Below are 12,780 nucleotides of genomic sequence, written 5' to 3'. Positions count from 1 at the left end.
ATGTATCGTAGGATTTATACATTACTTGTTCTATACCCAATCTCTTCCACCTTTACTCCTATTGTACTTACCCAAAAGAAAAAGGCCAACTCCTTAGAGAGTGTAAGGAGCCGACCTTTTCCATTCACGATTATTGAAGTAAAGCTTTGATTCTAGATACTACATTTTCAGAAGTAAATCCATATTCTTCCATCACTTTGGCTCCTGGGGCAGATGCACCATAACCATTGATCGCCAGGATGTCACCTTCATCGCCAACGTATCGATCCCAGCCCATTGGAGATCCCATTTCGATAGCCAGGCGTTTTTTCACGCTCTTAGGCAGGATGGATTCTTTGTATTCTTTTGATTGCTTTTCGAAACGATCCCAAGAAGGCATGCTCACAACTGAAACACTGATACCGTCTTTTTCAAGGGCATTTTGCGCTTCTACCGCAAGATGTACTTCAGAACCAGTTGCAATCAACAGGGCATCAGGCTGTTCTTTACCTGAAGCAGAGACAACATAAGCACCTTTGTTTACCCCGTTGTAGGCCTTATCAGCCGTACCTTTCAGCGTTGGAAGGTCCTGACGGGACAGAACAAGCATCGTAGGCTGATCTTTCGATTCTAACGATAACCTCCAGGCTGCAGCCACTTCATTACCGTCACCAGGGCGAATCACTGACAGGTTAGGCATGGCACGAAGGGATGCAAGCTGTTCAACAGGTTCATGGGTAGGTCCGTCTTCTCCCACAGCGATACTATCGTGTGTGAACACATAGGTCACAGGTAAGCCCATTAGAGCCGCCAAACGGATAGCAGGTCTTAGATAGTCGCTGAATACGAAGAATGTTCCACCGAATACATGAAGCCCTCCGTGTAGAGCCATACCATTCATGGCACCACCCATACCGAATTCACGGACTCCGAACCAGATATTTCTGCCTTCATAGGATTCAGGCGTGAAATCTTTCTCATCTTTGATCATCGTTTTGTTGGAACCGGCAAGGTCAGCGGAACCACCGATGAATGAAGGAAGATTTTGGGCAATGGCGTTTAACACTTCCCCGGAAGAAGCTCGGCTTGCCAATGCTTTTCCTTCTTCATATACCGGGATGTCCTTATCCCATCCTTGCGGTAGTTCACCTTTGATCGCCGCTTCTAATTGAGTGGCCAGTTCAGGGTGTTCCTCTTTGTATTTAATGAATTGGTTGGCCCAATCCTGTTCTTTCTCAGAGCCAGCTTGTTGGATTTTTTCCTCAAAGCGACTGTAAACCTCATCAGGCACGTGGAAATCCTGATCGAATGTCCACTTGTAGGCTTCTTTGGTAAGCTTCATTTCATCTTCACCCAGAGGTGCACCATGAACGGCAGATTTACCTGATTTATTCGGGGCTCCGTACCCAATGACGGTCTTGACCTCAATCATTGTCGGGCGGGTTGTGTCTCCTTGACCTTCTTCGATTGCCTTGGAAATTTCGTCTAGATCATTTCCATCTTCAACACGGATATACTGCCATCCGTAGGATTCAAATCGTCCCTTAACACTCTCAGAGAAGGACTTATCCAAGTCTCCGTCAAGTGAAATATCATTGGAATCATAAAGAACAACAAGGCGTCCTAATTTTAAATGTGCAGCCAAAGAAGCAGCTTCAGAGGAAACACCTTCCATTAAGTCACCATCTCCACAAATGGAGTATGTAAAGTGATCGACCATATTATATTGGTCTTTGTTATATGTAGTGGCCAAATGTCTTTCAGCTAATGCCATACCAACTGCCATAGCAATCCCCTGTCCAAGCGGACCAGTTGTTGCTTCTACACCAGGAGTGTGTTTGTACTCTGGATGTCCTGGAGTCTTACTTCCCCATTGGCGGAAATTTTTAAGATCTTCCATTGAAACATCGTACCCAGAAAGATGAAGTAGGCTGTATAACAGCATCGAACCGTGTCCCGCAGATAAGACAAAACGGTCGCGGTTGAACCATTCTGGATTTTTAGGGTTATGATTCATGAATCTTGTCCAAAGTGCATACGCCATTGGAGCTGCACCCATAGGCATTCCCGGGTGCCCGGAACCTGCTTTTTCAATCGCATCGATTGATAATGTACGAATTGTATTAATTGCTAATTGATCTGTGTTATCAAACATATGTCAGACATCCTTCCTTTTAATGTACCTTATTAATATTAATCTTCTTTGATAGTTTATACAACTATCTTGAATGATAACATGACTTTATGATCGTTGAAAATAAAAAACCCTTTAAATATCATAAGGGAGTAAAATGAATCAAAAAACTTCCAGGACCTTTCAAAGTTGGCCTGGAAGTTTTTTGATTAATGCATTTTTTTCTTAGTCTGTATATCTTGGATCTTTTTAGGTGTGACTTCATTTCCTTCCGGATCAAAGATTCGTGTATTTTCAATTGTTCCCTTCATCGATTGACGGAACGTTTCTAGATATTCTTTTCTAAGTTTAGTCTGTTCTTTCGCTTCCTGCTCAGTGAGTCCACTACTTTTGGACTTTTTGGCAAGTTCGTTAATTCTATTCATTTTTGATTTTGAAAGCATCTATAAAAACTCCTTTATTGCATAGTTTGCAAACTCTAAAACATTCTAGAAGCAGCGTATCACACTACCGTCATGTTACTAGAATAAAGGAGATAAAACAAGGGTTATGCATGATCAAGGGACGTCATATATTCCTTGAAGCGTCTATGTACCGTAGCTTTGGATACATCGTATCCGAATCCCCTGAGAGTAGCTGCAATCTCAGCGAAGGTTAATTCATTTTTCCTTAATCGCACGATTTCCTCGACCGGAACTTCAATGCGTTCCCTTCCTTCAACATTTCCTTTGTTTTTTAAATTTTTATGAGGCTGAAAGCCATTTTCCACAGCACGCTTCATGCCCCGCTTGATTTTAAGGTTATGCAGCTTGCGTTGATATTCCTCCACCATGCTGACAATGTTGATGACCATAGAATCGGATTCGGATAAATGTAATTCACCACTATGAGTCTGACTGATGATTTTCACTTCTTCTTTTAACAGACAGTGGATAAGGGCGATCTTGGCATTTCCCCTGCCGATTCTTGTTTCGTCCTGGATAAGCACTGCCTCGATTGATTTATCCCTGACCAAGTCCAAAAGTTCCAAAACACCTGGACGGTCCAATTCAAAGCCGCTCGCCTGATCCCTGATGACCGCACTTACTTCATAATGATGTTCGTTTGCCAATTTTACCAGTTCTTCTTCCTGCCGCTCCAATGATGTTTCCTGTGTGTTTTTCTTGGTACTTACCCTGCAGTATATGACTGCTTTCATCTTCTATCCCTCTATTCTTCGTTCATGACCAGTTCGAAATCTGATTGAGTTGATATTGTTTGATTTTCAATAGGTAAAACAAGTGATTCACCAGGCTTGATGGCAAAAGAATTCAATTCGTTCTCTTCCCCAACCCAGGCGATAAATTCTTCCACTGTCATAGAATATTCTTCATTATACTGTTTGGCAATAGTCCAAAGAGTATCACCCTCCTCTACTGTGATACTTTGGTAGGAAGGCTGATTAGTCATATTGATTAATAAATAGCAAGCTGCCGAAAGGACTAAAACAAATAATATAATAATGTAAGAGAATCGATTCCAAATATGTGTTAACATAAATATTACCCCCATACGAATGTTTGTTCTGTTTTGTTGATTTCATTGTAATACGAACACTCGTTTGGTGTCAACAAAATTCGAACTTATGTTTGTATCAATAATCGTGACATGCTATAATGGGAACATAAGATCTATAATAGAGGTGCGTGAACATGACAAAATTGTCGAAGAGACAGCAGGACATACTACAATATATTAAAGTTGCAGTCAGAGAAAAAGGGTATCCCCCTTCCGTACGTGAAATCGGGGAAGCCGTCGGTCTTGCTTCCAGTTCCACTGTACACGGACATTTAGCGAGGCTTGAAAGTAAAGGTCTGATCCGTCGTGATCCGACTAAACCGAGAGCGATCGAAATTCTGGACCTTGAAGAAGATACGATTCCGCGACAACGTGTAGTAAACGTTCCTTTAATCGGTAAAGTTACAGCAGGTCAACCGATTACGGCTGTTGAAAATGTGGAAGAATTTTTCCCATTGCCCGAGCGGATGGCCCCTTCTGATGAGCAGGTCTTCATGCTTGAAATCATGGGTGACAGTATGATCGAAGCCGGCATATTGGATGGGGATTTTGTCATTGTTCGCCAGCAGCAGACAGCGAACAACGGAGATATCGTCGTTGCCATGACCGATGAAGATGAAGCAACGGTAAAACGTTTCTTTAAAGAAAAGGATTATGTACGTCTGCAGCCAGAGAACTCAACAATGGAACCAATCATTTTGCGAAACGTCTCCATTTTGGGTAAAGTGGTAGGGGTGTATCGTCAAGTTCACTGATAATAGCATCGGTATGCATGGATAAGACGGTTATCATTATAATGAAAAAGCCTGAGGTTGGAAGCCGAAATTTCCATCCTCAGGCTTTTTTCATATCGTTTCCTTCCCAGATTCCCTTCTCAACCCGAAATTCGTGCAAAAAACCCTCAACGATATATCGTTGAGGGTTTCTGGTCATTAATACATTTGAATGTACTGTTCACGCTCCCAAGGGTGTACTTGTGTACGGAACATATCCCACTCGATTTCCTTCGCTTCCACGAAGTGTTCGAATATATGTTCGCCAAGGGACTTAACAATGACTTCATTTGTTTTTAATGTTTCAAGAGCCGCATGTAATGTTGCAGGAAGATCCACGATACCTGCTTCTTCACGCTCTTTTTTGTCCATTACATAGATGTTGCGGTCAATCGGCTTAGGAGCCGGTAGGTTATTCTTGATTCCATCTAATCCTGCCGCAAGTAATACAGCCATAGCAAGGTAAGGGTTTGCTGCAGGGTCGACACTTCGGACCTCAACGCGTGTACTTAACCCACGGGAAGCCGGGATACGGATTAACGGGCTACGGTTACGTGCAGACCAGGCAACATAGCAAGGTGCTTCGTATCCTGGAACTAAACGCTTGTATGAGTTGACAGTCGGGTTCGTGATAGCTGTAAAAGCAGTGGCATGCTTAATGATACCAGCAAGGAATTGACGGGCAGTATCACTTAGTTGCAAGTCACCTTTTTCATCAAAGAAAGAGTTCACTCCATTTTTGAACAGGGACATATTACAGTGCATTCCTGAACCATTTACACCGAATAATGGTTTCGGCATGAATGTAGCGTGCAAACCGTGTTTACGGGCAATCGTTTTAACTACCAGTTTGAATGTCTGAATATCATCACAAGCTTTTAATGCATTTGCATATTTGAAATCGATCTCATGTTGTCCAGGAGCAACTTCATGGTGAGATGCTTCAATTTCAAAGCCCATTTCTTCAAGTTCTAAAGCGATATCACGACGGCAGTTCTCCCCTAAATCGGTAGGGGCGAGGTCGAAATAGCCACCGTTATCATTTAATTCCAACGTTGGTTCGCCATTTACATCTAATTTAAAGAGGAAGAATTCCGGCTCTGGCCCAAGATTGAAGTCAGTGAACCCAAGCTCCTCCATTTCACCTAAAATGCGTTTTAGGTTATTACGGGGATCTCCCTCAAACGGAGTGCCATCCGGATTGTAAATATCACAGATCAGACGGGCTACCTTCCCTTTTTCAGCTGTCCAAGGGAAAACCAACCATGTGTCTAAATCAGGGAAAAGATACATATCTGATTCTTCGATACGGACAAATCCTTCAATGGAAGAACCATCAAACATCATTTTGTTATCTAAAGCTTTTTCAAGCTGACTAAGAGGGATTTCTACGTTCTTGATCGTCCCTAAAATGTCGGTGAATTGCAGTCGAATGAACTTAACTCCCTCTTCATTCGCTAATCTTAACACATCATCTCTAGTATACTTTGCCATTTACGTAATTCCTCCTCAAGTTTATTAAAGGGTTTATTTAATGAAAGAAGCGGGACATATCTCCTTGACGCAGAGATGATCGATTGAACCGACCGGAATGGATCAATTCATTGCGAAGTAATTTACGCAGCTCGTCGTCAGATAGATCCTGTCTTGCTTTTTCTTCCTTTTCATTACTTACGTCAGATACGACTTTGTTTTCATTATGGCCGGACACAGAAAAGATCTTCTTAATCCCTGCCATGTTGATACCTTGATCTAACAGATCCTTTACTTCTAATAACTTATCAATGTCATTCAAGGAAAAGAGCCGACGATTCCCCTCGGTCCTTGCCGGGTTTATCAGTTGATGCTCTTCATAGTATCGAATCTGACGAGCCGTTAAGTCCGTGAGCTGCATGACAATACTGATTGGAAATAATGCCATCGTTCGACGAATTTCACTTCCGCTCATCTTGATTCCTCCTTTTATTTTCCTTCTTGAATTCATTATATGTAATGTCAGGAGTTCTGTCAATCAAATGTTAGATTTTCTTACATAAGTAATCAAAAGAATTGGATAGTCCACTTTAGACTATCCAATTACTCCTTTAATATCCTTTTTATATGGTGATTAAACCTTTTTCAATTAAGTTGTCCACCGCTGAGCAAACGGCGATTTTCACATGGGAGTATGTCAACCCGCCTTGAACATAAGCTATATAAGGTGGTCTTATAGGTCCATCCGCCGATAGTTCAATGCTCGCTCCCTGAATGAACGTACCCGCGGCCATGATGACATCATCCTCATAGCCCGGCATATAGTTCGGATACGGTGTGAAATGAGAATTGATCGGTGAGGCTGATTGGATTGCCTGACAGAAAGCGATCATCTTTTCCCTGTCATCAAATTGCACCGATTGTATTAAGTCCGTACGCCTGGCATGAGGCGAAGGGTCTGTGTTCATGCCAAGCCCGGTCAGTAGTGCAGAAGTGAAAACCGCTCCCTTTAATGATTGTGCGACCACATGAGGCGCCAAAAAGAATCCTTGATACATTTCTTGAAGGCTGTAGAGAGATGCCCCTGCCTCCGCTCCGATTCCCGGCGAGGTCATCCTGAAGGAACATGCTTCTACATATTCTTTCTTTCCGACGATATATCCACCTGTTTTCGCAAGGCCACCACCAGGATTCTTAATAAGGGAGCCCGCCATTAGATCCGCCCCGACGTGACAGGGTTCTTTCACTTCGACAAATTCCCCGTAGCAGTTATCTACGAATACAACAATTCCTGGATCAATTTCTTTAATGAAATCAATCATTTCCTTTATTTCTTCAATTGTAAAGGATGGGCGGTTGGCATACCCTTTTGATCGCTGGATCCCAACCATCTTTGTCTTTGTAGTAATGGTCGTTGCCACCTTTTCAAAATCGACTTTTCCAGACTCATCTAAATCAACGCTCTGATAGTCGATATGGAAGTCTTTGAGTGAACCTGTACCCTTCCCTCGGCTTCCTACAATTTCTTCTAATGTATCATATGGTTTCCCTGTTATGTACACCAGTTCATCTCCCGGCCGGAGTATACCGAACAAAGCGATGGAGATGGCATGGGTACCAGAAATGATCTGAGGCCGCACAAGTCCTGCCTCACCTCCAAACACGTCTGCGTATATGCTTTCCAGGGTGTCCCTTCCTGTATCGTCATAGCCATAGCCTGTGGACGGGATGAAGTGAGAATCGCTTACCCGGTGCTTCTGAAACGCTCTCAAAACGTTGAACTGGTTGCTTTCAGACCGTTCATCGATTTTTTTATGTATGTCTTTGATCTCTGCTTCCACTTTCGTCACAAGTGATTGTAATGCCGTTCCATTTACTAATTGTTCAAACATTTGGTGTTGTTTCCCTTCTACTTTTGAAATTTCTTGATGCTTCCTGCTATCGGATGATCTTCAAGGTGAAATCCGGTCATTTCATATACTTGACTCGCTTCTTGGAATTCCAATTTTATCAAGATGGTTTCACTCTTTAATTGGGATAGCAGCTTCCCGTCATTCACAGGGACAAGTACATGATAAGGTAACATTTGATTCTTTACGATTTCTTCTATCTTAACCAGCAGCTTCCCTCGGTCTTCTTCGTTCAAGGCACTTATGAGGATGGTGTCTGATTCGCTGTCGGGAACAAATTCGGGATCCATCTCATCCCGCTTGTTGTATACCGTTAGCTGCTGCAGTCCATCCATTTCCAGGTCTTTCAATAAGGATTGCACTGTCTTTTCGTGCTGACTGTAGTCAGGATTTGAACTATCCACAATATGAAGAAGGAGATCTGCCTCCTTTACTTCTTCAAGGGTAGATCGAAATGCCGCAACCAATGTGGTCGGTAAATCTTGAATGAACCCTACGGTATCTGTCAATAACGTGGAATATCCACTTGGCAAATGCATTTTCCTCGTCATCGGATCCAAGGTAGCAAATAATTGATTTTCTTCATAGGAATCAGCCATTGAAATCCGATTGAACAACGTGGATTTTCCAGCGTTTGTATATCCGACGAGTGCAATCTGGAAAGCTTTGTTCCGCTTCCTTCTCCCGCGGTACCTTTCTCTATGATCAACTATGGTTTGTAATTGCTTCTTAATATCGTCAATCCTCTTATGGATGTGTCGACGATCACTTTCAAGCTTCGTTTCACCTGGCCCCCTGGTGCCTATCCCGCCGCCCAGCCTTGAGAGGGACGCCCCCTGACCGATGAGTCTCGGCAGCAAGTACTGAAGCTGTGCAAGTTCTACTTGTAATTTCCCTTCTCTTGAGCGGGCACGCTGTGCAAAAATGTCCAATATCAGTTGTGTCCGGTCAATCACCCTGCCGTTTAGTTCCTTTGATAAGTTCCGAATCTGACTGGGGGATAGTTCATCATTAAATATGATGATGTCCGCTTCAAATTGTTCTTCCAACAGGACCAGTTCCTCCAGTTTACCCTTTCCGATATACGTACTTGGATGGATCCTGTCACGCTTTTGAATCAAGGTGGCGGCAACTTTTCCTTGAGCTGTTGCTGTCAGCTCCTTAAGTTCCATTAAACTATACTGAAAACGCAGGTCATCATCGTCCAGTTGACATCCCACCAGAATGACTTTTTCTAGATTTTCATTCTTCAAAAAACAACCTTCTTTCTTTCCGTTTCATTCTATTTTCCATCATATCAAATCCGCATCGTAATCTCTATGTAAAAAGCAATGAAAAATGGTTGCAAATAAGCACATACGTGTTAAAATCAGTATGTTTGATTATGACATAACACCACTTCAAGATTCTACATAATGGCATGTAGCATATTGTAATAGGGTGAGGAGGAATGTGTATGACGTGGGAAGTACTGAGTATCATCGGTACCATTGCTTTTGCTATTTCAGGAGCTATCATTGCCATGGAAGAGGAATATGATATCCTCGGTGTTTATATATTAGGGATTGTCACGGCATTCGGTGGAGGCGCCATCCGGAATTTACTGATTGGTGTTCCCGTTTCCGCTTTATGGGAGCAGGGAATGTTGTTTCAGATTGCCCTTCTCTCGATTACGGCGGTCTTTCTGTTCCCCAATAACCTTTTAAAACATTGGAGGAAGTGGGGGAATTTCTTTGACGCGATCGGTCTATCGGCTTTTGCGATTCAGGGGGCGTTATATGCTTCTGAAATGAACCACCCCATCAGTGCAATCATCGTGGCTGCCGTTTTAACCGGTAGTGGTGGTGGAATGATCCGTGACCTTCTGGCTGGACGGAAACCTTTAGTCCTCAGATCGGAAATATATGCGGTATGGGCAGTTTTATGTGGAGCTGCGATTGGACTTGGTATAGTCAATTCAGCGTTAGAGCTATATACCCTTTTCATCATTACAACCGCTTTACGGGTGCTATCCTACCTATATAAATGGAGGTTACCGAATAGAAGTTTACGGGCTCATGTTTAAACATAAAAATGCATTCACAAGTGAATGCATTTTTATGTTTTTCGATTTACTAAGTATGGTGATCTGAAGCCGTTTTAGTAAAGACCAGGTCATTACTGCGGATGGTCAAGAGATCATGCCGATCGTAGCAATTCTCCAACAACAGCCTCATCGCTTGAGATCGTATCGATTTTTCAAGTACATTCCGAACATACCGTCCATTGGAAAACGCCATTGGAGATAATGTGTTTTTCGCTGCACTTAAATGTTCACGGATCTTTCTTTCGGCATCATGACTCAATAAGTATTGCTTTTCATCCAGCATCCTTTTGCCGATTTCCATCAACTGATCTACAGAATAATCAGGAAAATGAAACACAAGGGGAAATCGTGATTGCAGACCCGGATTCAAGGTAAGGAAGTGCTCCATTTCCCTTGAATACCCTGCCAGGATCAAGATAAAGTCATGCTGCCTATCTTCCATATGTTTCACAAGGGTATCGATGGCCTCTTTTCCAAAATCCTTTTCTCCACCTCTGCCCAGTGAATACGCCTCATCAATGAATAGGATCCCTCCAAGTGCTTTTTTCACCAAATCCCTTGTTTTCTGTGCCGTATGACCTATATATTCACCGACCAGATCAGCCCTCTCTGCTTCGATTAAGTGTCCTTTCGAAAGCACGTTCATCTTTAAGAACAGTTTTCCGATGATTCTCGCTACTGTCGTTTTACCAGTGCCCGGATTTCCTTTAAACATCATATGAAGAGCTTGTTTTCCGGCCTTCAGTCCCATGGCTTCCCGTTTTTTATTCACATATATCCATGCATAAATTTCTTTCACCATTTTTTTCATTTCTTCCATTCCGACAAGGGAGCCAAGTTCTTCTTCAATTTCTTTCAACGCTACATGTTCTTGTGGAAGGGACTGAGGAGCCGAATCTACCGTTTCGCGTACTGAACTTCTTTTTTGTGAATTCAATACTATACTGATTTGACCGTTGTTTTTCATTCTCATTGGTTGATCCAAAGATTTCACCTCACCATTCTAAAGACAATATACACATCTAAGATATAAGGGTGATAAACGCCTGTCGTTTTATCTTATTTTTTTCGACAAATAAAAAGAATCCTGTCTATTCCTGCGCTTTCCCGAGAAATAAATAGAATTACGCTGTGAATGCATTTTTCATTTCGGACTCACTTATCTTTTGGAATACAATTTGATACTCTACAAAAGCCCCTTGGTGATTACTTTTCAGGGTCGATTTTTTTATTTTTAAAGACATAGGGTGATGAAGATTTAAGCCTCTCTATTATCCTATTCACTTACTGTACATTTCATTAATTATTCTTGCATTCAACAATCGGACCCAATATAAAAAGCTGCCACAAAGGGCAGCTTTCACACGAACATTAATTTTGTTCTTCAAAATTTATTTGAACATTTCGCTGCGGGGCGAATGTTGAAATGGCATGTTTATATACCAGTTGCTGTTTACCTTCTGTTTCAAAAAGGACGGTAAAATTATCAAACCCTTTTACCTGACCGCGAATCTGAAAGCCATTTAAAAGGAATACCGTTACGAGTGAACCGTCTTTTCGCAATTGATTTAGGAATTGATCTTGGATATTAATGGATTGTTTCATGGTTAGTCCTCCTCTTCTATCTCTACATTACTTATTCGACTTTAATTGAAGCTTTCCTGCAATAAATTCTGAAATGTCCTCAATATTTTTGCTGTGCAAACTTTCTTCTGTCATATCGTACCAGGCAACATCCATTTTGTTTCGGAACCAGGTAAGCTGACGTTTGGCGTACCTTCTGGAGTTTTGCTTAAGGTTCTCTATGGCCGTCTCCAGGCTGAGGGTACCTTCGAAGTAGTCATAAAGTTCTTTATATCCTATCGCCTGTACAGATTGAACGTTTCTCAGGCCACCATCATATAACGCTTTCACTTCTGCTAAAAGCCCTTCTTGCATCATCAGGTCTACTCGAAGATCGATTCTCTCATACAGTTTCTCCCGATCCATGGTTAAACCAATTAACGCAACATCATATTGAAGCTCATGGGTTTGGGAGCTTTGATACTCACTCATCGTCTTACCGGTACAATGGAAAATCTCCAATGCACGGATCACACGCCTCGTATTATTAGGATGAATGTTCCCGGCTGAAACCGGGTCCACCTTAACCAGCTTATGATGAAGCTGTTCAGCTCCATTCTCTTTAAGCTCTGATTCTAACTTTGCACGATAATGTTCATCGCCTGGTGTTTCTGTGAATTGATAATCATATAGGACTGACTGGATGTAAAGACCCGTTCCACCCACGATCAAGGGGATTTTCCCCCGTGAATGAATGTCGGTTATTTTCTTTCTTACAAGATTTTGAAACTCCGCCACTGAAAAAGAGTCTTCAGGGTTTTTTATATCGATCAAGTGGTGGGGTACGCCTTCCATCTCTTCTTCCCTGATTTTTGCAGTTCCGATGTCCATCCTCTTATAGATTTGCATGGAGTCCCCACTAATGACTTCCCCATCGAATCGTTTTGCAAGGCTTATGCTTGTACTGGTTTTCCCTACAGCAGTCGGACCAATAAGGACAATCACTTTCTCTTTATTCATTCTTGTCATACGTTCACTGCTTTCTATGTAACTGTTTCTTTACATATTATCGTACCATAATAATAGAAGGTTTGAAATCACATCTTGTCAGTATTTCCATTTACACCGGTCTTATTCAAAAACAATTTGCCATGGAGTGAATGTACCCTTTACTTACCATAATAAAACGTTCTGATTGTACCGAGGAAAATAAGAGACTCGGACATATCTAATCCATCTTCTCTAAAGACGAACAATAAAAAAATCAGGTAGGATCCCTTGTTACACCGCTTTTGATTTCCATGC

The 12,780-nt window shown here is 42.1% G+C and carries 13 protein-coding genes; 2 read left to right on the top strand and 11 right to left on the bottom strand.

Going from position 1 to position 12,780, the window contains the following annotated elements; all coding sequences use genetic code 11:
- Positions 1-130 precede the first annotated feature (130 nt).
- The 4 genes from tkt to M1J35_RS12955 all read right to left on the bottom strand — a co-directional run bounded on the left by tkt (position 131) and on the right by M1J35_RS12955 (position 3,649).
- Complete coding sequence (gene tkt, locus M1J35_RS12970; protein WP_034759907.1) at positions 131-2,134, bottom strand: transketolase; 2,004 nt, start codon at positions 2,132-2,134, stop codon at positions 131-133.
- Between the two features lie 188 nt (positions 2,135-2,322).
- Complete coding sequence (locus tag M1J35_RS12965; RefSeq protein ID WP_061811332.1) at positions 2,323-2,556, bottom strand: DUF896 domain-containing protein; 234 nt, start codon at positions 2,554-2,556, stop codon at positions 2,323-2,325.
- 104 nt (positions 2,557-2,660) lie between these two features.
- Positions 2,661-3,311, bottom strand: coding sequence for a YneB family resolvase-like protein (locus M1J35_RS12960; protein ID WP_254651397.1), 651 nt, complete (start codon positions 3,309-3,311; stop codon positions 2,661-2,663).
- Between the two features lie 11 nt (positions 3,312-3,322).
- On the bottom strand, positions 3,323-3,649 hold the full coding sequence (locus tag M1J35_RS12955; RefSeq protein ID WP_229594983.1) for a cell division suppressor protein YneA: 327 nt from the start codon (positions 3,647-3,649) through the stop codon (positions 3,323-3,325).
- A 155-nt stretch (positions 3,650-3,804) separates the two neighbouring features.
- On the opposite strand from M1J35_RS12955, the gene lexA reads away from it, so the two are divergent.
- Positions 3,805-4,425: a transcriptional repressor LexA gene (gene lexA, locus M1J35_RS12950; protein WP_034759911.1), complete on the top strand. Its 621-nt coding sequence runs from the start codon at positions 3,805-3,807 to the stop codon at positions 4,423-4,425.
- 177 nt (positions 4,426-4,602) lie between these two features.
- Here the strand turns inward: lexA and glnA are convergent, their stop codons facing one another.
- From glnA to hflX, 4 genes are all read right to left on the bottom strand, one after another.
- Positions 4,603-5,937 carry a type I glutamate--ammonia ligase gene (glnA, locus tag M1J35_RS12945; RefSeq protein ID WP_034759913.1) on the bottom strand — a complete coding sequence of 445 codons (1,335 nt, stop codon included), beginning with the start codon at positions 5,935-5,937 and terminating at the stop codon, positions 4,603-4,605.
- Positions 5,938-5,974: 37 nt separating this feature from the next.
- Positions 5,975-6,391 carry a MerR family transcriptional regulator gene (locus tag M1J35_RS12940; protein WP_034759914.1) on the bottom strand — a complete coding sequence of 139 codons (417 nt, stop codon included), beginning with the start codon at positions 6,389-6,391 and terminating at the stop codon, positions 5,975-5,977.
- A gap of 148 nt (positions 6,392-6,539) precedes the next feature.
- Positions 6,540-7,808: a methionine gamma-lyase family protein gene (locus M1J35_RS12935; RefSeq protein WP_034759915.1), complete on the bottom strand. Its 1,269-nt coding sequence runs from the start codon at positions 7,806-7,808 to the stop codon at positions 6,540-6,542.
- Positions 7,809-7,825: 17 nt separating this feature from the next.
- Positions 7,826-9,079, bottom strand: a complete 1,254-nt coding sequence (hflX, locus tag M1J35_RS12930; RefSeq protein WP_254651396.1) for a GTPase HflX — start codon at positions 9,077-9,079, stop codon at positions 7,826-7,828.
- A gap of 203 nt (positions 9,080-9,282) precedes the next feature.
- Between hflX and M1J35_RS12925 the strand changes: the two genes are divergently transcribed.
- Positions 9,283-9,891 (top strand): trimeric intracellular cation channel family protein, encoded by a 609-nt coding sequence (locus tag M1J35_RS12925; protein ID WP_061811329.1) that lies wholly within the window; start codon positions 9,283-9,285, stop codon positions 9,889-9,891.
- A gap of 49 nt (positions 9,892-9,940) precedes the next feature.
- On the opposite strand, the gene spoVK is transcribed toward M1J35_RS12925, so the two are convergent.
- The 3 genes from spoVK to miaA form a co-directional block, all read right to left on the bottom strand.
- A complete protein-coding gene (gene spoVK / locus M1J35_RS12920) occupies positions 9,941-10,897 on the bottom strand; it encodes a stage V sporulation protein K (RefSeq protein ID WP_061811328.1) in 957 nt (318 codons plus the stop codon).
- A 386-nt stretch (positions 10,898-11,283) separates the two neighbouring features.
- The gene (hfq, locus tag M1J35_RS12915) at positions 11,284-11,517 is read right to left on the bottom strand and encodes an RNA chaperone Hfq (RefSeq protein ID WP_079534150.1); all 234 of its coding nucleotides are present in this window, start codon (positions 11,515-11,517) and stop codon (positions 11,284-11,286) included.
- A gap of 27 nt (positions 11,518-11,544) precedes the next feature.
- Entirely contained in the window at positions 11,545-12,504 is a 960-nt protein-coding gene (gene miaA / locus M1J35_RS12910; RefSeq protein WP_305882314.1) for a tRNA (adenosine(37)-N6)-dimethylallyltransferase MiaA, read from the bottom strand.
- Positions 12,505-12,780 lie beyond the last annotated feature (276 nt).

Source organism: Rossellomorea sp. KS-H15a, assembly GCF_024195245.1.
Taxonomy (GTDB): Bacteria; Bacillota; Bacilli; order Bacillales; family Bacillaceae_B; genus Rossellomorea; species Rossellomorea vietnamensis.
This window is presented reverse-complemented; position numbering and strand designations above follow the sequence as displayed.

What these genes read in the sequence shown, in the direction of transcription:
- tkt (WP_034759907.1), bottom strand. Translation starts at nt 2,134, where the DNA reads ATGTTTGATAACACAGATCAATTAGCAATTAATACAATTCGTACATTA.
- M1J35_RS12965 (WP_061811332.1), bottom strand. Translation starts at nt 2,556, where the DNA reads ATGCTTTCAAAATCAAAAATGAATAGAATTAACGAACTTGCCAAAAAG.
- M1J35_RS12960 (WP_254651397.1), bottom strand. Translation starts at nt 3,311, where the DNA reads ATGAAAGCAGTCATATACTGCAGGGTAAGTACCAAGAAAAACACACAG.
- M1J35_RS12955 (WP_229594983.1), bottom strand. Translation starts at nt 3,649, where the DNA reads ATGTTAACACATATTTGGAATCGATTCTCTTACATTATTATATTATTT.
- lexA (WP_034759911.1), top strand. Translation starts at nt 3,805, where the DNA reads ATGACAAAATTGTCGAAGAGACAGCAGGACATACTACAATATATTAAA.
- glnA (WP_034759913.1), bottom strand. Translation starts at nt 5,937, where the DNA reads ATGGCAAAGTATACTAGAGATGATGTGTTAAGATTAGCGAATGAAGAG.
- M1J35_RS12940 (WP_034759914.1), bottom strand. Translation starts at nt 6,391, where the DNA reads ATGAGCGGAAGTGAAATTCGTCGAACGATGGCATTATTTCCAATCAGT.
- M1J35_RS12935 (WP_034759915.1), bottom strand. Translation starts at nt 7,808, where the DNA reads ATGTTTGAACAATTAGTAAATGGAACGGCATTACAATCACTTGTGACG.
- M1J35_RS12925 (WP_061811329.1), top strand. Translation starts at nt 9,283, where the DNA reads ATGACGTGGGAAGTACTGAGTATCATCGGTACCATTGCTTTTGCTATT.
- hfq (WP_079534150.1), bottom strand. Translation starts at nt 11,517, where the DNA reads ATGAAACAATCCATTAATATCCAAGATCAATTCCTAAATCAATTGCGA.
- miaA (WP_305882314.1), bottom strand. Translation starts at nt 12,504, where the DNA reads ATGACAAGAATGAATAAAGAGAAAGTGATTGTCCTTATTGGTCCGACT.